Genomic DNA, 20,909 nt, shown 5'->3' with positions numbered 1-20,909 from the left:
CCGGAAGAGAAATAAACCATCAAAAAGAGACACCATGGCGGAAGTAAAACTTTTTTATCATAAAGACGGCATCGTGAGATTGAGCCGCAGCCTCGATTTCTTAAAATCAAACCCCATCGGTAATTTTCTATGGATCGACCTCAATGACGTGGACGAGGAGATAGAAAACGAACTCGAAGATTTCCTCAAGATATACATCCAGGAAGAAGAAGAGATGATCGAGATCGAGATGTCATCTCGTTATATCGAAACCAACGACACGCTGGTCGTCAACTCCAATTTCTTGTTATCCAATTTCGAAACCGATCCGGTATCATTCATCCTTAAAAATAATATTTTGGTGACTGTCCGTAGTCAGGAACTGATTTCTTTCCATGAGACGGTAAAAAAAATATCGGCCAACCCTCGCAACTATCCTACCGGAGCACACGTGTTGGTAGCCCTTTTGGAAACCCGCGTAGAATTCGATGCCGATATGATCGAGAATATGACCCAGAAGATTACCCAACTGAGTAATTCTCTCACGCTACAGGAAGCGGATGAAGAGCTGCTGTCGGAGATCAAAAACCTGCAGGAAAAGACAATGATGCTCCGTGAGAATATTATCGACAAGCAACGTACCGTATCGAGTATGTTACGAAGTGAATTTATCCCGGCAGAATTACAGCCCAAGCTTACTATTATCATCAAGGACATCAATTCGCTGGTAGAACATATCAAGTTCAGTTTCGACCGTCTCGACTATTTACAGGACACCTTCCTCGGATATGTAAATATCGAACAGAACAAGATCATCAAGATATTCACCATCGTCTCGGTAATCTTTATGCCACCCACACTTATCGCAAGTATTTATGGGATGAACTTCGATGTCATGCCGGAACTTCAAGAAAAATGGGGGTATCCGGTAGCCATTTTATTGATGGTGATTTCCTCTCTCTTTATTCTTTACTATTTCAGAAAAAAGAAATGGTTGTGAGCGGGTGGTTATTCCAGCATAAAATGCATCTGAGGTTGTTTTTCGGGGAAAAGAGTCTTAAAGGGTTCTTCTTTTCCGGAAGTATGATATCCAAGAAGCAACTGCGCCAATTCTCTTATATCGGCTGCAAGTACAGGTTCAACATCAGGAGATTTTCGTTTAACTTTTCCCCCTGCTATGGTAAATACACTATCGTTATTTTCAACTAATTTATCATTTACGACAATCGAAAATGATTTCCGCTCGTAATGCGCGGCGAACAGTGAAAGGAGTCTTTCCGCATCGATCACACGCACCATTCCCATCAGATTCTTCACGGAAGGAAAATCATACAGTGCCGCTTCCTCAAATATAGCACAAAAATTCTCAAACGTTTTTTGTACGGTCATATCATTCTGTCGGAAAAAGTCATCAAATTCCTTAAAAGCTCCATAAAGATCGTTCGGGTATTTCTCCATCAATGCTTTCAACGAAGGCAACTCCGTTGTTCCGGCATCGAACGTCTGCGCAAAGCCGTACCGGTCATAGAATTTCAGCAGCCACTCTTCCTGTGGAACAAGCAACATCAACGGCACATTTCTATGGGCAGCCTCTTCAAAACTCCGGATCAAGAGTTGTCTTGTGTATCCTCTTCTCCGGTATTCAGGGAGCGTAGAAACACCGGCAAGATAAAGAATTGGAATTTCTGTTCCACAAAAGGTAAAACTGTAAGGTAACATCTGCAATGATGCGGCAACTTTACCCTTTTCTATATACACTAACGTATTTTCGTCACGATAGTTATACCGAAAATAGACATCCATATAATCGTCAAGGTCACCAAAGACGGTTTTCCACATCTCCCGCACTTGAGGTCTTGTCTCTCTATCAGCAAATTGAATCATACCCAATTTATTGTTATTCGGAGCGAATAAATAACGACAGAGCTTAAATTATTTAAATCTCGCATTATACTTTTCAAGAAGTATGTCGGGTTGATAGGACAATTTAGCCTGTCGAAGATTCTCCATTCCCATGTCCTCCTCCCTGTTCACATAAAGGTATTCAGCTGCTTCATGCTCCACAAACTGTTGATTAATGATGGTATAAGCTCCATGTATATCGGTAAAAGCTTTCTCCACATGCACCACGATGGTATCGTCTGTAAGATGTTCCGCAATAGTAAAGGCCGCAATTTCACCATCTACACAAATCATTCCACCTTTCAGGTCAAGATACTCAAAATTATTGAGCATCAACGTAGTGGCATGATCGTCATAAACCAGCGACGGATCTTGCTCCTCCTTGTGTACCTCCATCCATTGTTCGAGCATTTTCTTACACTCTTCCACCATTAAACGGTTTCCGGTAAGAGAATAATACTTCCATTCGTTTTCCCGTTTAAACCGGTTAATATGATTCCTCTTACTCTGTAATTTCTTACCGGTTAGATGGATCAATTTCTCAGTCGTATAAATATAGTCGGAGACAGATCTGTTTAGTTTATAGTCAAACCGACCAGTCACTACCGATTCAATTTCAGTAATCATTTCTTTTGTCAGTCCCCTCATCTGAAAAGGGGTATTGAATGACGAATGATCTTCCTGAATAAGGGCGATAGCCTCCTTAAGGTCTCCTCTTCCGACTGGTTTGAGATAAGAATTCCTACCGTTATTATCCTTAAACCGGATAAACAACCAATCGGGAGTTATAGCAAATTGGGTTCTGAATTTTTCTCCCCAGCAATATAAATTGGCAAAGCAGAGGTCTGATGCTCTGTAATTTTGTTCCCGGAGATAGGAGTTAATAATATCTTTGTCTTTTAATTCAAGCGATTTAAATGTCAGCATAAGGACATATTTTTCTTTTTACTTTTGGGTGAACAATCAACCCGCTGAAAAGTTTTCACAAACACAGAGAATGATCCGACTCATTCTGAGCTTTTAGTTCTCCCGGCAAAACCTGCATTATTTGTATTGGACAGAGAATACCTTATTTTTAAAATGGTTTGAGCCCTACTATCCGTCTCACTTCCTCTATTGTTTTACGGGCACTTTCCCTTGCTCTCTCGGCTCCTTCAAGGGTCACTTTGCGCAGGTAAGCGTCGTCTTTCTCTATTTCCAGGATTCGCTCCCGTATAGGCGTAGTTACCTTAATAATATCCTCTGCCAGTTGTTTTTTCAGGTCGCCATAGCGGATAGCGCAGGAATTCCATTGTTCTTCGTAATGTGTTACTACCTCGGAAGTAGAAACCACACGGAGCAAGGTAAAGAGATTCTCGATATATACGGGTTTTACGGAATTGGGCTCAGTTGGTCCGGCATCAGTGAGTGCTTTTTTCACCTTCTTTTCAATCTCTTTAGGGCTATCACTCAAATAGATGGCATTCCCTTCCGATTTTCCCATCTTTCCACTGCCATCCAGTCCCGGAATTTTTACTAGTTCTTCCCCGAAATTATATGCTACCGGTTCCTTAAAATAATCTACCTCATAGAAATTATTAAAACGGCGGGCAAAACGGCGGGTCATCTCAAGGTGTTGCTCCTGGTCTTTTCCCACCGGTACTTTATCGGCACGATGGATAAGGATATCTGCCGCCATGAGCACGGGATATGTAAGCAATCCCGCATTCACGCTGTTCTTATTGTTTTCATTAAAAATTTCTCTTTCAACATCACCTTCCTCCGTATGCATGCGGTCGATATGTAATTGCTGGCGGGCTTTATCTTTAAAGGAGGCTGTGCGCATCAATTCCCCGATTCCCACATGCATATTGAGATAAAGGTATAATTCAGCTGTCTCATGCAAATCGCTCTGAATATAAATTACCGACTTCTCCGGGTCGATACCCGCGGCCAGATAGTCTACCAACACATTCTTTACATTCTCATGCAGCATTTTGGGATCGGGATGCGTAGTGAGGGAGTGTATATCGGCTATAAAAAAGTAACATCTGTTTTCCTCTTGCATCCTGATAAAGTTGCGCAGCGCGCCGTAATAATTACCCAAATGCAGTTTTCCGGTAGAGCGAATACCGCTTAATACTATATTCATAATGATTCAATATCGTTTTAGTTGAAGGTGCAAAGATAACAAAATATCAGCAAAAGAGGGCACCCAAGGAAGCAAAGGGCTATTAAGGAAAAATTTCTTTAAACAGTACTGGGAAAACAGATAAAAAGTTGTACTTTTGTATTGCTGAACAAAGGCTTTATTTCGGCAACAGCAAAACCGGGACGTAAAAAATTAATACATCTAAATAATTAAAAAAAGAGAACTTTATGAGTTGGCTAATCAAATCATCTATCGGGCGGAAATTTGTCCAAAGCATTTCCGGCCTTTTTCTGATTCTGTTCCTGTTGTTCCACGTGTCGATGAACCTTGTGTTACTCTTCAGTTATGAGACATACGACTTCCTCGCCAATGACATCCTCGGTGCGAACTGGTGGGCTATTGTCGGAACAGGAGTAATCGCGGCAGGGTTCGTGATCCATATTATCTGGGGAATTATCCTCACGATACAGAACCGGAGGGCACGCGGGAAAGAAAGGTATGCATCCGCCAGCAAGACCCAAACTACCTGGTCTTCGCAAAACATGCTCGTGCTGGGACTGTTTCTATTGTTCTTCCTGATTGCGCACTTTATGCAATTCTGGTATCAGATGCAGTTCAAGGAACTCTTCATGATTGAAGGCGCGCGGCATGACAGTGCCGAATTAGTGGCGGAGGTATTCTCCAACATCTGGGTTGTGATTTTCTATGTGTTAGCGTTCGTGGCGTTGTGGTTCCATCTGACGCATGGATTCTGGAGCGCCCTTCATTCCGCCGGGCTGAACAACGGTGTATGGATGAAACGGATTAAAGTGCTCGGGAATGTAGTAGCAACCGTTATTTGCCTGGGATTTGCCATTGTAGCCATAGCCGTCCACCTCGGCTACTCTAACCTATTAGGATAACTAAAAAAGAATTGAATATTATGAACAAGATAAATTCCAAAATACCCGAAGGGGCTCTTTCCGAGAAATGGACCAATTACAAAGACCATCAAAAGTTGGTAAACCCGGCCAATAAGCGCCGCCTCGATATTATTGTCGTGGGTACCGGATTGGCCGGTGCGTCAGCAGCCGCCTCATTGGGCGAGATGGGTTTCAACGTACTGAATTTCTGCATTCAGGATTCTCCCCGACGCGCACACTCCATCGCTGCACAGGGAGGTATCAATGCAGCCAAGAACTACCCGAACGACGGCGACTCCGTCTATCGCCTGTTCTATGACACGATAAAAGGGGGCGACTACCGTGCCCGTGAGGCCAACGTGTACCGTCTGGCGGAAGTATCGAACAGTATTATCGACCAGTGCGTGGCACAGGGTGTTCCTTTCGCCCGTGAATACGGTGGTCTGCTCGACAACCGTTCTTTCGGCGGCGCACAAGTATCGCGTACCTTTTACGCCCGCGGCCAGACCGGCCAGCAGCTCTTGCTCGGAGCCTATTCAGCTTTGAGCCGTGCCATCCACAAGAAGCAGGTAAAACTTTATACCCGCTACGAGATGGTCGACCTGGTAATTATCGACGGTCGCGCACGCGGTATTATCGCCCGCAACCTAATCACCGGAAAACTGGAACGTTTCGCCGCCCATGCCGTGGTGATCGGTACCGGTGGATACGGCAACACCTTCTTCCTTTCGACCAACGCGATGACCTCCAACGGTTCGGCTGCATGGCAATGCTACAAAAGAGGTGCTTACTTCGCCAACCCCTGTATGGCACAGATACACCCGACCTGCATCCCGGTACACGGTGAATTCCAGTCGAAACTGACCCTTATGTCGGAATCGTTGCGAAACGATGGCCGCATCTGGGTACCCAAAAAGATAGAAGATGCCCAAGCTATCCGTGAAGGCAAGCTGAAACCGACCGATATCAAGGAAGAAGACCGCGACTACTATTTGGAACGTCGTTATCCGGCATTCGGGAACCTTGTTCCACGCGACGTGGCATCACGCGCCGCCAAAGAACGTTGTGATGCTGGTTACGGCGTGGGTAGCACCGGGTTGGCAGTTTACCTCGATTTCGCCGAAGCCATCAACCGCCTCGGCAGAGACGTGGTGGAAGCCCGCTACGGCAACCTCTTCCAGATGTATGAAAAGATCGTAGACGACAATCCGTACGAAACCCCCATGATGATCTATCCCGCCATTCATTATACGATGGGAGGTATCTGGGTGGATTACGAACTGATGACCAGCATCCCCGGACTGTTTGCCATCGGTGAAGCCAACTTCTCCGACCATGGTGCAAACCGCCTGGGAGCCTCCGCGCTGATGCAAGGACTGGCCGACGGTTATTTCGTACTTCCCTACACCATTCAAAACTATCTGGCCGACCAGATCAGCGTGCCACGCTTCAAGACCGACGCGCCTGAATTTGAAAAAGCCGAGAAAGATATCAACGACAGGATCAACCGCCTAATGAATATAAAAGGGAAACACTCCGTGGACCATATACACAAGGAACTGGGACACGTTATGTGGGAGTTTGTCGGTATGGGCCGCAATGCCGAAGGATTGAAAAAGGCGATCGAAAAGTTGAAGGAAGTGAAAAAAGATTTCTGGACCAACTTGCGTATTCCGGGCAACAAGGAGACGCTCAACGTGGAACTCGAAAAGGCGTTACGCTTGGCGGACTTCATCGAAATCGGCGAACTGATGGCCCACGACGCACTCGACCGAGAGGAATCCTGCGGTGGGCACTTCCGCTTAGAACATCAAACACCTGAAGGAGAGGCGTTACGCCACGACGATCAGTTCTCCTATGTTTCCTGCTGGGAATACCAGGGAGAAGACAAAGATCCGGTGATGTATAAGGAGCCGCTTGATTATGAGTTTGTAGTCCGTCAACAAAGGAATTACAAATCATAATTGTGGATCAAAACGGGTAAACTTTAAAACAACAAAACGATCATGGATAAAGATATCAATATAAAAGTAAAAGTCTGGCGCCAGAACGGGCCGAAAGACAAAGGGCACTTCGAAACTTACCCACTGCAGAATATCTCACAGGGGAGTTCATTCCTGGAGATGCTCGATATCCTGAATGAACAACTGATCAACGAAGGCAAAGAGCCGGTGGTGTTCGACCACGACTGCCGCGAAGGCATCTGCGGTATGTGCAGCCTCTATATCAACGGGCACCCGCACGGGCCCGACCAGGGGATTACTACTTGCCAACTCCACATGCGCCGCTTTGATGACGGCGATACCATCACCGTGGAACCATGGCGTTCTGCCGGATTCCCTATCATCAAGGACCTGATGGTAGACCGCTCGGCATTCGACAAGATCATCCAGGCAGGTGGTTATGTATCGGTCAATACCGGTGGTGTACCCGATGCGAATGCCATCCCTATTCCGCGTGACGATGCCGAAATGGCAATGGACGCAGCGGCTTGTATCGGCTGCGGTGCCTGCGTGGCAGCCTGCAAGAACGGCTCAGCGATGCTCTTCGTATCGGCCAAAGTAAGCCAGCTCGCCTTGCTTCCGCAAGGACGTGTGGAAAGGAAACAGCGTGCCAAGGCGATGCTGGGAAAGATGGACGAACTGGGCTTCGGCAATTGCACTAACACCGGCGCCTGCGAAGTGGAATGTCCTAAGAACATCTCCATCACCAACATCGCACGGTTGAACCGAGAGTTTTTGAAAGCAAAATTTGCTGATTAATATACCTTCGTAAACTTTTTCACATAAAATTAGCAGATTAATATCTCCAAAGAACTTTCTTATAAAAGAAGTTTAAAGAAAGAAGTTTAGTCGTCTGACGGTTAAGCTTCTTCTTTTTTTCAAGACTTTTTATTCGGTTTTCAACAAAAAATCCATTCAAATGTTATAGCTTTGTAGAAACCAAAACAGAGAATTATACTCACTAACTGAATTTTAAAAATGAAAACAACAAAATTATTCACCGGCATTATCTTGTTCCTGATGGTAGTAACGACTGCTGATGCACAGGTGCGCTTTGGACTGAGAGGCGAAGTAGGGCTCAACAAGCCTTCTTTTTCCGAAAAAGTAGTAGAAGTAGAAAACCTAACCGGATTCAAATTGGGGCCCACGGCCGAATTTACCATCCCTTTGGTCGGACTTGCAATCGAAGGGTCTCTCATGTATGGTAACGACAAGATGAATGTGAGAGGTCTCACCGAAGAAGGAGTTCAAAGCACAGTACAGAAAATATCCAATCATTATCTGGATGTCCCCGTCTACCTAAAGTACAAGAAGGGATTTATGCTACCCATAAAAGTCTATATGGCAGCAGGACCTTATGGACGCTTCCTCCTATCAGGAGATGACGTAAAAATCAGCGATGCGACAAAGAATATAAAAGCTAAAAACTTCGAGGCCGGGATTAACCTGGGAGCAGGTGTTGAGCTTTTCAGCAGGTTGGCAGTAGGCATAAACTATGGCTTTATCCTTACGGACAATTATGGCACAGACAAGCCCGAATGGAAAGACGCGCTCAATGGTAAAGATGGAAACTGGGCATTGACAGCGACCGTATTTTTCTAATTGCATGTATGCCGATGTAATATTACCGCTTCCCCTTTCCGGGTCGTTCACCTACTCCATCCCAGCAAACATGGAAAAGAGTATCCGACGGGGCATGAGGGTGACAGTACCTTTCGGAAGTAAAAAATATTATACCGCTATCATTATAAAGATACACCGGCAAAAACCGGGTAACTTTGTCATCAAGGATATCCATTCCCTTCTCGATTCAATCCCCGTCGTCATTGAACATCAGTTAGAATTATGGGAGTGGATATCTTTTTATTATCTATCATCACAGGGTGATGTATGCAAGGCGGCACTTCCACCTCCTATGCTGCCGGAAGACTTACAAATAGGATATATACCCAAAAGCGAAGAGTGGTTTCGAATAAACCCGGCACTCAAAGATACCGAAATCTCCACCGCCGTTGAAAGGGCTCCTAAACAACAAGTGTTGCTGGATGAAATTATATGGTTCTTTACTGAAAACGAAAAGGACAATATCAGCAGGAAAGAGGTAAAAGAACTGAACGGATACTCTCCGGCGATATTAAGCAGTCTGATTAAAAAAGAGATATTATTCCCTTTCACGATAGAAAGGAGTCGACTCCATCGGGAAACCACATCTAACCACCCCCCCTACCCCTTGAGCGAAGAACAACAGAAGGCGCTGGATACCGTTCAACATAGTTTCTCCGACAAACATACTGTCCTTTTACATGGCGCGACTTCCAGTGGAAAGACGGAGATCTATATCCATCTTATCGACCAACTGCTCCAAGAAGGGAAGCAGGTACTCTACCTCCTTCCGGAAATTGCCTTGACAACAGAGTTGACCCACCGTCTACAGGCTGTTTTCGACGATAAAATAGGCATCTATCACTCCGGAATCGACGACCAGGAACGAACGGAAATATGGCTGAAGATGTTGTCCGACAAGCCTTACGAAATCATACTGGGCGTACGCTCCTCCCTGTTCCTCCCGTTCCGGCGGTTAGGACTGGTGATTGTGGATGAAGAGCACGAGACAAGCTATAAGCAACAGGATCCTTCACCCCGCTATCATGCACGCGATACGGCCATCATGCTGGCACACCTGTCGGGTGCAAAAACATTGCTGGGGTCAGCTACTCCCTCCATCGAATCCTATTACAACGCCCAAACCGGGAAATATGATTTGGTAACGCTGAATGAACGTTTCGGTGGGGTCGAAGCCCCCTTAGTCAGGCTACAAAACACCAAGGACCTGCGCCGGCGAAAAAAAATGAAGAGCCTACTTGCACCGGTGTTGATGGACGAGATAAACGCCGCACTCGAAAATGGGGAGCAGGCTATCCTCCTCCGGAACCGTCGCGGTTTTGCACCTATGATAGAATGTGCGGAATGTGCCTGGACGCCAAAATGCGACCATTGCGACGTCACACTTACTTACCACAAGAAAGTAAATAGCCTGGTGTGCCACTATTGTAATACCACCTATCCTTTACCCACCGAATGCCCTTCGTGCCACGCAGGAGAGTTGAAAACCCTCGGAACCGGTACGGAACGGCTAGAGGAGGAAGTAGCACAGCTTTTTCCGGGTGTGACAGTAGGAAGGATGGACAGCGACACAACACGCGGCAAGGATTCATTCGAACGTATCATCAACGACTTTCAAGAGAATCGCATCCGGATATTGGTAGGTACACAGATGATTTCCAAAGGTCTCGATTTCGGGAATGTGCGGGTGGTAGGTATTATTGCCGCGGATTCGATGTTGAATTATCCCGACTTCCGGTCCCATGAACGTGGTTTCCAATTGATGATCCAGGCGGCAGGACGTGCAGGGCGCAGGGATACACAAGGAATGGTGATTATCCAGACGGCCGATCCGGCACAACCCATCTACCGGTTTATCACCCGCAATGATTACGACGGTTTTTACCAATCCCAGATTGTTGAAAGGAAACTGTTTAAATATCCACCCTACACCCGTCTGATTTCCATTGTATTGAAACATAAAGACGAACAAAAGGTAGAATACGCGGCAAATGCTTTCTCTCAATTATTAAAAAAATCACTTGGGGACAGAGTGTTAGGACCTAATAAGCCCGTGGTGAGCCGTATTCAACAACAATATATCCGTGAGATCTTACTGAAAATTGACCACGCCATCTCACCCTCCCATGTAAGGCAAATAATAAAATCAGCTGAATCCCATTTCCGCGAGAACAGCAAATTCAAACAGATTCTGGTATACTATAACGTGGATTGGGTGTAAAGACGCAAAAAACCGGTACCCTCAATAGAATACCGGTTCTTATTTTGTTTTCTGTTCCGTTAACACGAAACATTACTTCATTTCAATTTCTTCTTTCAGATCTATTTCGTTTCCTTCCTTGTCATAAAATTCATACTGCAGGAATCCGAGTTTCTGGTCGGGAATCACATTCATGCTGATTTTGAATTTCTTTTTCCATTTGTATTTCAACGAAAAGAGACCCTGCTGAACATAAGCTGCCACATAGGGGTGTATGTGCAGACTGAATTTCTTCACTTGTAACTTGGTCGTTAAATAATCGATCTTTCCCTCTAATGTATCGGTAAAAAGTATCGATGATTTTATCTTTCCTTTACCAAAGCAGGTGGGGCAAACCTCGCTTGTGGCAACTTCCATTTCCGGACGTACACGCTGGCGTGTAATTTGCATCAATCCAAACTTACTCAATGGCAGGATATTGTGTTTGGCTCTATCTTTAGCCATCAACTCCTGCATCCTGGCAAGCAGTTTGTTACGATGCTCTCCTTTATTCATGTCAATGAAGTCGATCACAATAATACCACCCATATCCCGCAACCGTAACTGGCGGGCAATCTCTTCGGCGGCGGCCACATTTACCTCGTAAGCGCTGTCTTCCTGACCGAGTTTCGATTTATTGCGATTTCCACTGTTTACATCAATCACATGCAATGCTTCGGTATGCTCAATAATCAGGTAGGCACCATTTTTGAATGTCACAGTCCTTCCAAAGAGCGATTTGATCTGTTTGGTAACACCGAAATTATCCAAAATTGGAAGTGCTCCTTTATATTCCTTGACCACATTTTTACGGTCAGGAGCAATCACACTCACATAATCGGCAATCTGCCGGGCTATTTCCCGGTCATTCACATGGATTTGTTCGAAAGAGGGGCTAAAAATGTCACGTAACAACGCTACGGTACGTCCTGTCTCTTCATAAATCAAAGAGGGGGCTTTGGCTTTCTGGATTTTTCCGATATTATCTTCCCATCTCTTTACCAATACTTTCAACTCCGCATCAAGGTCTGCCACCCGTTTACCCTCGGCATTAGTGCGTATGATCACGCCGAAGTTTTTCGGTTTGATACTCTGCATCAACTGCCGTAGCCGGGCGCGCTCCTCGCGTGATTTAATTTTTTGAGATACCGATACCCTGTTGATAAACGGGATTAACACCATGAATCGTCCTGCAAAAGAGATTTCGGCCGTCAATCGCGGACCCTTCGTTGAAATAGGCTCTTTGGCAACTTGTACCAGGATTTCCTGTCCTACTTTCAATATATCCGCAATAGATCCTTCTTTCTCAATTTCGGGTTGCAGCTTCATCTTCTGGAGTTGCGGCATCTTTTTCTTGTCTTCAACTTGTTTCTGAAAAGAGAGCACAGAGTTGAATTCTACCCCTAAATCCAAGTAGTGAAGAAAAGCGTCCTTTTTATGTCCCACATTCACAAATGCAGCATTGAGGGCGGGCATCAGTTTCTTAACCTTACCCACGTAGATGTTTCCAACCGCAAATGAGCCGTCTTGGCTCTCCTGTTGCAATTCTACCAGTTTTTTCTCTTCGAGAACCGCAATGGTTATTTCTTTTGGTTGAACATCCACAACAAGTTCGCTTGTCACAATTGTTCGTTTTATAAATTAATTTTAATATTTTAGGCTTCTGTCGTCACAACAGAAAGGAGGTTCTCGCTCGAACCTTCGCCCTGTTTTATACACAAAGAACAAACTTAATAGCCGATTGGTTCTTTTAAGTTTGTCCTATATGAAGTAAAAAAAGTATTCGGCGTTATTTCTTCTTCTTATGCCTATTCTTTCTCAATCTTTTTTTACGCTTGTGTACAGACATCTTATGCCTTTTTCTTTTTTTTCCGCTTGGCATATGCTTTTTCTCCTTGTTTAATGATTGTTATTTATCACCTTTCACCTGACTCACGAAAGTTTTGGCAGGTTTGAAGGCGGGAATATTATGTTCTGGGATAATGATGGTCGTATTTTTGGAAATATTACGAGCTGTCTTCTGCGCTCTTTTTTTCACGATAAAACTTCCGAAACCTCTGAGGTATACGTTTTCGTTACTTGCCAAAGAGTCTTTAACTACTTCCATGAAAGACTCTACTGTTGCCAATACCGATGCCTTATCAATGCCGGTTTTTTTTGCAATCTCATTTACAATGTCTGCTTTAGTCATTTTATATATATTTTAATATTAATAATAATCCCTCAGGTAATTGCTTAGTAAAATTTTGGACTGCAAATATATAGCTTTTTTCTCAACGTGGAAAATAAATGAAAGGAATTTTTCTCAATTTCCTTTTTTTTTAGAACCAAGCGCAAAATTAAGGTGCCGATTATTTCAAAAGATCCTTTCAATGAATCTCAACTCCCATATTATTCTCATTGGCACATTACAATCAACATTCCCACTTTTTTTATTAGCTTTGCCCCAACAATTACCGACACATACGAGAAATGACAAAAAGATATAACACTTCAATAATTACAGCGGTTCTACTCAACTGGTATAATGAAGAAGGTCGTGATTTGCCCTGGCGTGAGACCACTGATCCTTACAGGATATGGATATCGGAAATAATTTTACAGCAGACCAGGGTTGCACAAGGGAAGGATTATTATTTCCGCCTCATTGAAAGATTTCCCAATGTAGAATCGCTGGCCATTGCCGAAGAAAATGAGATATTAAAGTTATGGCAAGGGCTGGGTTATTACACCCGCGCACGGAACATGCATACTGCCGCAAAACAGATAATGAATAATTTCAACGGTATATTCCCAGCAACCCATTCAGATATCCTTTCATTGAAAGGCATCGGAGAATATACAGCAGCAGCCATCGCTTCAATCGCTTTTAATGAACCTTACGCCGTAGTGGACGGGAATGTTTTACGGGTAATAGCCCGTCTCTTTGGCATTGCTTTATCCATCCATAGTTCAGAGGGGAAAAAGGCTATTAAAATATTGGCCCAGTCGCTGCTTGACATTAAAAATCCCGGTCGATATAACCAGGCTGTGATGGATTTCGGCGCTTTGATATGTACTCCTGCACAACCACAATGTATGCGATGCGTACTCCAGGATTACTGTATTGCATTTGCTGAAAACCGGGTGAACAAACTTCCGGTAAATAATCGGAAAATCACGCTCAAAAATCGCTATTTCCACTATTTCCATATCCAATACAACGGCAGCACTTTTCTACACAAACGCGACGAATCGGATATCTGGAAAAACCTGTTCGAATTCCCGTTAATTGAAACCGCTGAATCATTAGATTTTACGGAACTGGAAAAGACAGAAGCCTTCCGCCGACTCTTCGGCGGAGTCTCATTTTTATCTGTCGACCAGTATATATCCGTCAAACATCAACTTACACATCAATCTATCCATACCCGTTTCTACCGGATTATCATTCCCGATGATATACCTTACAATCCGCCGGTAGGAATATTTACAATTAAAGATGAGCTGCTTACCGATTACCCCGTATCAAGATTAATGCATAAATACATAGAAACTATTTAACTATTTCGTATGGATAATTACAAATAAATGCTTAATTTTGTTTTTGCAGTGAGAGCTTTTCTAAAAACAAAAATTTTTAAATTATGTCGGTAAACAAAGTAATCTTAGTTGGGAATGTAGGAAGAGACCCTGAAATGAAGTATTTTGACAATGATGTTGCAAAAGCAAATTTTTCGCTTGCAACCAGTGAAAGAGGTTACACAACTTCTGGCGGCACGCAGGTGCCTGAACGTACGGAATGGCATAACATTGTATGTTGGAGAGGATTGGCACAAATTGCTGAAAAATTTGTAAAGAAAGGAACTTTGGTGTATGTGGAGGGAAAGATTCGGTCCCGTTCATATGACGATCAAAATGGGATGAAGAGGTACATCACCGAAGTGGTTGCCGACAGCCTGGAACTCCTCGGTCGCAAAGGAGGAAATGAAGAAGGCTTCGGAAATAGAGAACATGAAAACGGCAATAATTATACCCCGTCAACGGGTGCTGCACCCCGTGACGAACAGGATGAAATCTCAGAGGTAGATGATTTGCCGTTTTAAATAAAACATTGTAATTTTGTGGGAGGATGTTTTACCACTTTGTCGCTTATATTTTTGAAATAAAGTGTTGGAACATCCTCTCTTTGTCTCACTAAAAAACTGACACTTGGACCCTGACCCTTTATCATTATTAAGTATATACCTGACGGTAGATCCGTCTGTTGCGTTATCAGACTATATAATAGCAGCATTATTACTCCTGCTCATAATTTCCAATGCTATTACCTCGGGTGCTGAAGTAGCTTTTTTTATACTCGAAAAGAAATTTGCCGACGACATTCACACTTCTGAAGAGCCAAAGAAAATCAAAATTTCAGCTCTTCTCCGAAAGCCGGAAAAACTACTGGCATCACTTATAGTTGCCCAATTATTTCTGCAAGTCACCATTACGGTGAGCATTATTTATTTGTTAAGCCGTCCAATCCTTTTCGGAAGGGACATGATCCATTTCTCCCTACTGGGAATGATAATCTCCAGTTGTGTCGTTATATTGCTTACCAATATACTTTCAAGGTTGTATGCTTCTCATTATCCCTTGCGCTTTGCAGGCAATCACTGTTTATTTATACGTTTGGTAAATACTTTGATGAGTCCGTTTTCGTCGCTGCTCACAAAAAACGTGATGACCTTCAGCCGTACGAAATGGCAACATGAGATTTCTGCAGACGACCTTTCAAAAGCTCTTGAAATAAGATCTAACGATATTGCCCATGAGCAGGAAAAAGAGATGCTCGAAGGGATTATTCGTTTTAAGGATAAGTTGGTGGATGATGTATTGGTCTCACGAAGCGATATGGTCGCCATTGAACTGCAGAAACCATTCAATGAGTTAATAAATTTCATCGTAGATGCCGGTTTTTCACGTATTCCTGTTTTTGAGGAAAATGCCGATAATATCAAAGGAATCCTTTACGTAAAAGACCTTTTGCCTCATTTGGGAAAAGCTACTACTTTCAAATGGCAAACCCTTATCCGCCCGGCTTACTTCGTCCCAAGGACAAAACGGATTGACGACTTACTCGAAGAGTTCCGTACCCAAAAAATACATATGGCCATTGTGGTAGACGAATATGGAGGCACCTCGGGACTGGTTACAATGGAGGATATCCTTGAAGAGATTGTAGGTGACATCAGTGATGAATATGATGAGGAATTGCCTTTTTACACGGTTGCTCCGGACGGTTCATATATCTTTGAAGGAAAAACCCAATTAGAGGATTTTATCAAAATTACCCGATTACCGGCAAAAGATTTCGCAAAAATGTCGGAAGAGGTAGATACACTTGCCGGTCTATTGTTGGAACTGAAAGGTGATTTCCCTAAAAGAAAAGAGAGTTTTATTTATAAAAACTATACTTTCCAGGCTGAGGAAATGAGTAAAAAAAGGATTACCAAGGTACGTTATATCCCGCCAAAAGCACATGAGGAGAAGGAGTAAATGCTAATCAGAAAAGAACATACTGATGGCGGAGGTATTCTCGGAATCTGGAAAATGGATGAATCACACGAAACGCTGTTACAGCTCCTTCCGAGGCATACGCGTAGTGATGCAATTGAACATATAAAAGAGATGCGGTCTGAAAGACGTGTCATCGAATGGCTCTCTATCCGCGTCTTGCTTTTCACTCTTTTGGAAAAGGAAAAAACCATTCTGAACCGTGAAGATGGAAAGCCTTATCTGGAAGATGGCTCCTATCACATCAGTATTTCTCATACCAGAAATTATGCGGCAATCTATCTGCATAAAACTCGTCCGACAGGCATCGATATTGAAGTCCGTTCAGAACGGATAAAAAAAGTAGCGGGAAAATTTATCGCCGAAGAAGAGTATATCGATCCCACTCAAAAGACGGTGCACCAACTGTTACATTGGTCGGCAAAAGAAAGCATGTTCAAATTGATGGAAGAAAGTGAAATTGATTTTAGACACCATCTCCATATCCATCCTTTTACCCCTTCAATAAAAGGAATTATATCTTCTACAGAGACTAAAACCGATCTTAACCGCATCTTCCAAATACATTACGAAGTTCACCCTGATTACGTACTTACGTGGATTGATGGTTGATATGACAACTTAATGACCTGATGATTAATGGAGTAGGGAATAAGAGATTAGTTCCCTCATTGTCCTCTCACACCACCTGGCATACCGTTCGGTACCAAGGCGGTTCCTTACTTACGATACTACTTTACGATTAACATAGCCGACTTTCGTCTTATTACGATTTACTCGCAGATAAAGCATGTATTCGATGAAGTGGGTGATACTTTCCTTCGTCCTTTCCGCTGCCTCTATTAGACATAACCCGTTTATAGGCTTTGTTCATGTTCTCGGGCGAAAGAATACGTTCCGTCCTGTTGTACCCTTTTTTTTCAGTAACAGGCTTGTATCCACACTACTATGGCTTCTGCTAACGGTTGGTCGCTACATACCCCCGTAATGGACTTACACCACCAAGTTTGTAATCATGCACGGCACACAAAAAAAAGCGCCCCGAAAAATCTTTCGGAGCGTTTCTATTTATAATTCGACAAGTGCACGATTATCTATCATACGTTCAATGATACACGTTTGAATACTGTAACTTCCAACTCCTTATCGCTTTCTTTGAGAAGTTGCTCGATGTTTTTCTTGGTATCTTTCACATATTCTTGTTGAAGAAGTGTAGATTCTTTGTAAAACTTCTGTAATGCTCCTTCGGCGATCCTGTCGAGCAGATTCTCCGGTTTACCGGCTTCACGGGCTTTGTCGCGTGCAATCTCTAACTCTTTTTCCTTCACTTCCGCAGGAATTCCCCCGGGAGTAACCGCGATTGGGTTCATAGCGGCAACCTGCATAGCCACATCTTTGGCTACATGCTCGTCTACTTCCGCCTTATTGAAACCAACGATAGTCGCCAACTTATTTCCCATATGGATATAAGAAATAACATAAGGAGCGGTAATATATTCATAGAAACCTAACTGCATCTTCTCACCGGTAGCCCCTATCTTGTCGGTAATCAACTGGGCAACCGACCCATTAGGAAGCTCTACAGCGAGTAGCTGTTCGAGATCCTCAGGTTTGTGTGCAATCGCGGCATCGAGTATCTGCTGCGTCAAAGCTATAAATTCTTCATTTTTTGCGACAAAGTCAGTTTCACACTGCAATGCTACAACTGCAGCAAAATTACCCTCTGTTTTAGCCAATACACAACCTTCAGATGCTTCACGATCTTCCCGTTTTGCAGCGACTGCCTGTCCTTTTTTACGGATTATTTCCATGGCTCCATCGAAATCCCCGTTTGATTCATTCAGTGCATTCTTGCAATCCATCATCCCCGCACCGGTCATTTTGCGTAGATGCTGGATATCTGCCATTGTTACTGCCATATTTAAATATGTATCTTTGTTATTATAATATTATTCGTCAACTTCTTCATCCTTTGCGAACTTGCTTACTACAGCCGCTTTCATCGCCTCGGTATCTTCTTTCTTCACGCGTTCTTTCTTGGCTGCTTTCGATTTGCGTTCCCGACGTTGCGGAGCGTCTTCGTCCTGTTCTTCAGCAGCAGCATCAGCTTTTTCCACTTTGCGTTCATCCAATCCTTCTTTGATAGAGTCACACAAGAACTCAAGGATCATATCTACCGCTTTGGCGGCATCGTCATTGGCAGGAATCACAAAATCAATATTGGAAGGATCAGAGTTGGTATCCACAATACCAAACACAGGAATACCAAGACGTTCTGCCTCTTTGACAGCAATCTGCTCCTTCATCACATCTACTACGAAGATAGCAGAGGGGAGACGGGTCAGATCCTGGATAGAGCCCAACATCTTTTCAAGTTTGGCCCGTTGACGGGTAATTTGTAATTTCTCACGTTTTGAGAGGGTATCAAATGTACCATCCTTGATCATCTTATCAATATTACCCATCTTTTTCACCGCTTTGCGGATAGTGGGAAAATTGGTAAGCATGCCGCCCGGCCATCGCTCAATCACATAAGGCATGTTTACACTTTGCGCTCTCTCTTCCACAACAGGTTTAGCCTGTTTCTTGGTTGCCACGAAAAGGATTTTCTTTCCAGCTTTGGCTATTTGCTTTAAAGCGGCAGCAGCCTCTTCTGACTTAGCGATCGTTTTGTAAAGGTCAATAATATGGATTCCGTTACGCTCCATGAAAATATAAGGAGCCATTGCGGGATTCCACTTTCTCTTTAAATGACCGAAGTGCGCTCCGGCCTCAAGAAGTTGGTCAAATTCTAATTTTGCCATTTTTGTTTTTTAGTTTATTCGTTTACATTCTTTTTCTAAATCGAATCGTAAGGTAAATTACTCCATTGTTATTTCTGATACCGACGGGGAAACGTCCTTACGATTTAGATACTAAACGTTAAGCCGCAATACGGCTTTTTCTGGTCTTTAACGGGAGATGGATCTCGTTAAACACGTCAACTTCGATCTTCCTTCCCGATTGTATTGCCAAAGTATTAACGCTTGGAGAACTGAAATCTCTTCCTTGCCTTGGGTTGTCCCGGTTTTTTGCGTTCTACCACACGTGGATCACGGGTCATAAAACCAGCGGCTCTCAATGCCGGTTTATCTTCAGCATTGATTTTCACTAATGCACGGGCAATACCTAACCTAGCGGCTTCCGATTGTCCTTTGTAACCACCTCCATCAAGATTAATCCTGATATCATATTTATCCGATACATTCAGGGTATTGAGTGGCTGTTTCACAATGAACTGAAGGATAGAAGAGGGAAAATAACTCTCCAGATCGCGTTTATTGATCACAATCTTGCCGGTACCTTCCGTAAGAAACACACGGGCTACGGCTGCTTTGCGTCTTCCTATTGCATTTACTGCTTCCATATTATTTGAGCGTATTAATATCTAATTTTTTGGGTTTCTGTGCCTGATGGGGATGTTCGTTTCCTGCATAAACATACATATTCTTGATGATGGCATCACCTAATTTATTTTTCGGCAACATTCCTTTCACCACTTTTCTAAAAAGCCTGTCGGGACCTTTTGCCATTAAATCGGCAGGGGTAAATTCGCGCTGTCCGCCAGGATAACCCGAATAACGCAAATATGTGCGATCTGTCCACTTATTACCCGTGAGCATTACTTTATCAGCATTCAGGATAATTACATTATCGCCACAATCTACATGAGGAGTGAAACTCGCTTTATATTTCCCTCTCAGCAGTTTGGCTACTTTGGAGCAGAGACGGCCCAATGACTGCCCCGTGGCATCAATTTCAACCCATTCTTTCTGTGCCGTTTCTTTATTGACAGAAATGGTTTTATAACTTAGTGTATCCACTTTTGTTGTTTTTAATTAGTAAATTACTGTGAAGTTGACTCCCAGCACCTAATTTACTTACCCCGGCTAAGGTGGATTTGGGTAAATAAAAAGCTATGAATCAAACTTTTAATTGATAAAAACTAATAATCGGACTGCAAAGTTACAATAATTCAGAAAATTAGCAAACTATTCACCCGATTATTTTAGGTCTTATTTTGTTATAGTGCTTTGGAAATAATCATGTTCAATTTGACAGCTATTGTTTTTCCGGTTGTAAATTCAGTAATCAATAAAATATTGCTAACTTGGCATAGAAAAATCACCCTACTATACAGAAAAAAATTATAAGGCCAAAGAAAATAAATGCAATACCGTCTCAGAACCTGTTATGAACTATCAAAAGCCGACAGCTGGAACTTCTCGTGAATAGAGAAAGAATTTAAACAATGGAAGAAGGATTATCTCTCAACCGGCTGAATCAGACAAGCCTCACTCATATCTACGATTTGTCTCCACTATGCCGTAATATCTGAAGGGATTCATGTCTCTGATAAACTAAAAACAAATCATCAAAATTATTTTGCATTTTGACAAAAATAGTGTATTTTTGTACCCGCAAATGAGGGCTCCGTAGCTTAACTGAATAGAGCATCTGACTACGGATCAGAAGGTTACAGGTTTGAATCCTGTCGGGGCCACACTGAAAATCAAGCACTTGCAAGTAAATTTCTTGTAGGTGCTTTT

The 20,909-nt window shown here is 43.2% G+C and carries 19 protein-coding genes and 1 tRNA gene; 11 read left to right on the top strand and 9 right to left on the bottom strand.

Going from position 1 to position 20,909, the window contains the following annotated elements; all coding sequences use genetic code 11:
* Positions 1–34 precede the first annotated feature (34 nt).
* Positions 35–979 carry a magnesium/cobalt transporter CorA gene (corA, locus tag B4G81_RS04785; protein ID WP_294080663.1) on the top strand — a complete coding sequence of 315 codons (945 nt, stop codon included), beginning with the start codon at positions 35–37 and terminating at the stop codon, positions 977–979.
* 8 nt (positions 980–987) lie between these two features.
* On the opposite strand, the gene B4G81_RS04780 is transcribed toward corA, so the two are convergent.
* The 3 genes from B4G81_RS04780 to trpS all read right to left on the bottom strand — a co-directional run bounded on the left by B4G81_RS04780 (position 988) and on the right by trpS (position 4,012).
* Positions 988–1,863 carry a GNAT family N-acetyltransferase gene (locus tag B4G81_RS04780; protein WP_294080661.1) on the bottom strand — a complete coding sequence of 292 codons (876 nt, stop codon included), beginning with the start codon at positions 1,861–1,863 and terminating at the stop codon, positions 988–990.
* A 48-nt stretch (positions 1,864–1,911) separates the two neighbouring features.
* Positions 1,912–2,808, bottom strand: coding sequence for a DUF2156 domain-containing protein (locus B4G81_RS04775; RefSeq protein ID WP_294080659.1), 897 nt, complete (start codon positions 2,806–2,808; stop codon positions 1,912–1,914).
* A gap of 148 nt (positions 2,809–2,956) precedes the next feature.
* Positions 2,957–4,012, bottom strand: a complete 1,056-nt coding sequence (gene trpS / locus B4G81_RS04770) for a tryptophan--tRNA ligase (RefSeq protein WP_294080657.1) — start codon at positions 4,010–4,012, stop codon at positions 2,957–2,959.
* A gap of 227 nt (positions 4,013–4,239) precedes the next feature.
* Between trpS and B4G81_RS04765 the strand changes: the two genes are divergently transcribed.
* From B4G81_RS04765 to priA, 5 genes are all read left to right on the top strand, one after another.
* Positions 4,240–4,914 (top strand): succinate dehydrogenase cytochrome b subunit, encoded by a 675-nt coding sequence (locus B4G81_RS04765; protein ID WP_294080655.1) that lies wholly within the window; start codon positions 4,240–4,242, stop codon positions 4,912–4,914.
* A 20-nt stretch (positions 4,915–4,934) separates the two neighbouring features.
* Positions 4,935–6,878: a fumarate reductase/succinate dehydrogenase flavoprotein subunit gene (locus B4G81_RS04760; RefSeq protein ID WP_294080653.1), complete on the top strand. Its 1,944-nt coding sequence runs from the start codon at positions 4,935–4,937 to the stop codon at positions 6,876–6,878.
* A gap of 42 nt (positions 6,879–6,920) precedes the next feature.
* A complete protein-coding gene (locus B4G81_RS04755; RefSeq protein WP_294080651.1) occupies positions 6,921–7,676 on the top strand; it encodes a succinate dehydrogenase/fumarate reductase iron-sulfur subunit in 756 nt (251 codons plus the stop codon).
* 219 nt (positions 7,677–7,895) lie between these two features.
* Complete coding sequence (locus B4G81_RS04750; RefSeq protein ID WP_294080649.1) at positions 7,896–8,519, top strand: porin family protein; 624 nt, start codon at positions 7,896–7,898, stop codon at positions 8,517–8,519.
* A gap of 4 nt (positions 8,520–8,523) precedes the next feature.
* Positions 8,524–10,761: a replication restart helicase PriA gene (gene priA, locus B4G81_RS04745; protein ID WP_294080647.1), complete on the top strand. Its 2,238-nt coding sequence runs from the start codon at positions 8,524–8,526 to the stop codon at positions 10,759–10,761.
* Positions 10,762–10,833: 72 nt separating this feature from the next.
* Here the strand turns inward: priA and B4G81_RS04740 are convergent, their stop codons facing one another.
* Together B4G81_RS04740 and B4G81_RS04735 are read right to left on the bottom strand one after the other, a co-directional pair.
* The gene (locus B4G81_RS04740) at positions 10,834–12,402 is read right to left on the bottom strand and encodes an Rne/Rng family ribonuclease (RefSeq protein ID WP_294080645.1); all 1,569 of its coding nucleotides are present in this window, start codon (positions 12,400–12,402) and stop codon (positions 10,834–10,836) included.
* Between the two features lie 286 nt (positions 12,403–12,688).
* Positions 12,689–12,970 carry an HU family DNA-binding protein gene (locus tag B4G81_RS04735; protein ID WP_294080642.1) on the bottom strand — a complete coding sequence of 94 codons (282 nt, stop codon included), beginning with the start codon at positions 12,968–12,970 and terminating at the stop codon, positions 12,689–12,691.
* A 281-nt stretch (positions 12,971–13,251) separates the two neighbouring features.
* On the opposite strand from B4G81_RS04735, the gene mutY reads away from it, so the two are divergent.
* The 4 genes from mutY (at position 13,252) to B4G81_RS04715 (ending at position 16,932) form a co-directional block, all read left to right on the top strand.
* On the top strand, positions 13,252–14,322 hold the full coding sequence (gene mutY / locus B4G81_RS04730; RefSeq protein ID WP_294080639.1) for an A/G-specific adenine glycosylase: 1,071 nt from the start codon (positions 13,252–13,254) through the stop codon (positions 14,320–14,322).
* Between the two features lie 83 nt (positions 14,323–14,405).
* The gene (locus B4G81_RS04725) at positions 14,406–14,864 is read left to right on the top strand and encodes a single-stranded DNA-binding protein (RefSeq protein WP_294080637.1); all 459 of its coding nucleotides are present in this window, start codon (positions 14,406–14,408) and stop codon (positions 14,862–14,864) included.
* Between the two features lie 106 nt (positions 14,865–14,970).
* Positions 14,971–16,302 (top strand): gliding motility-associated protein GldE, encoded by a 1,332-nt coding sequence (gene gldE, locus B4G81_RS04720; protein ID WP_294080635.1) that lies wholly within the window; start codon positions 14,971–14,973, stop codon positions 16,300–16,302.
* Positions 16,303–16,932 (top strand): 4'-phosphopantetheinyl transferase family protein, encoded by a 630-nt coding sequence (locus tag B4G81_RS04715; protein ID WP_294080633.1) that lies wholly within the window; start codon positions 16,303–16,305, stop codon positions 16,930–16,932.
* A 485-nt stretch (positions 16,933–17,417) separates the two neighbouring features.
* Here the strand turns inward: B4G81_RS04715 and tsf are convergent, their stop codons facing one another.
* The 4 genes from tsf to rplM form a co-directional block, all read right to left on the bottom strand.
* On the bottom strand, positions 17,418–18,239 hold the full coding sequence (gene tsf, locus B4G81_RS04710; RefSeq protein WP_294080631.1) for a translation elongation factor Ts: 822 nt from the start codon (positions 18,237–18,239) through the stop codon (positions 17,418–17,420).
* Positions 18,240–18,269: 30 nt separating this feature from the next.
* Entirely contained in the window at positions 18,270–19,124 is an 855-nt protein-coding gene (rpsB, locus tag B4G81_RS04705; RefSeq protein ID WP_294080629.1) for a 30S ribosomal protein S2, read from the bottom strand.
* Positions 19,125–19,339: 215 nt separating this feature from the next.
* Positions 19,340–19,726: a 30S ribosomal protein S9 gene (gene rpsI, locus B4G81_RS04700; RefSeq protein ID WP_294080626.1), complete on the bottom strand. Its 387-nt coding sequence runs from the start codon at positions 19,724–19,726 to the stop codon at positions 19,340–19,342.
* A gap of 1 nt (position 19,727) precedes the next feature.
* Positions 19,728–20,183 carry a 50S ribosomal protein L13 gene (rplM, locus tag B4G81_RS04695; protein WP_294080624.1) on the bottom strand — a complete coding sequence of 152 codons (456 nt, stop codon included), beginning with the start codon at positions 20,181–20,183 and terminating at the stop codon, positions 19,728–19,730.
* A 606-nt stretch (positions 20,184–20,789) separates the two neighbouring features.
* Between rplM and B4G81_RS04690 the strand changes: the two genes are divergently transcribed.
* Positions 20,790–20,863, top strand: a tRNA-Arg gene (locus B4G81_RS04690).
* Positions 20,864–20,909 lie beyond the last annotated feature (46 nt).

It is taken from the genome of Proteiniphilum sp. UBA5384, from assembly GCF_002410825.1.
GTDB lineage: Bacteria > Bacteroidota > Bacteroidia > Bacteroidales > Dysgonomonadaceae > Proteiniphilum.
This window is presented reverse-complemented; position numbering and strand designations above follow the sequence as displayed.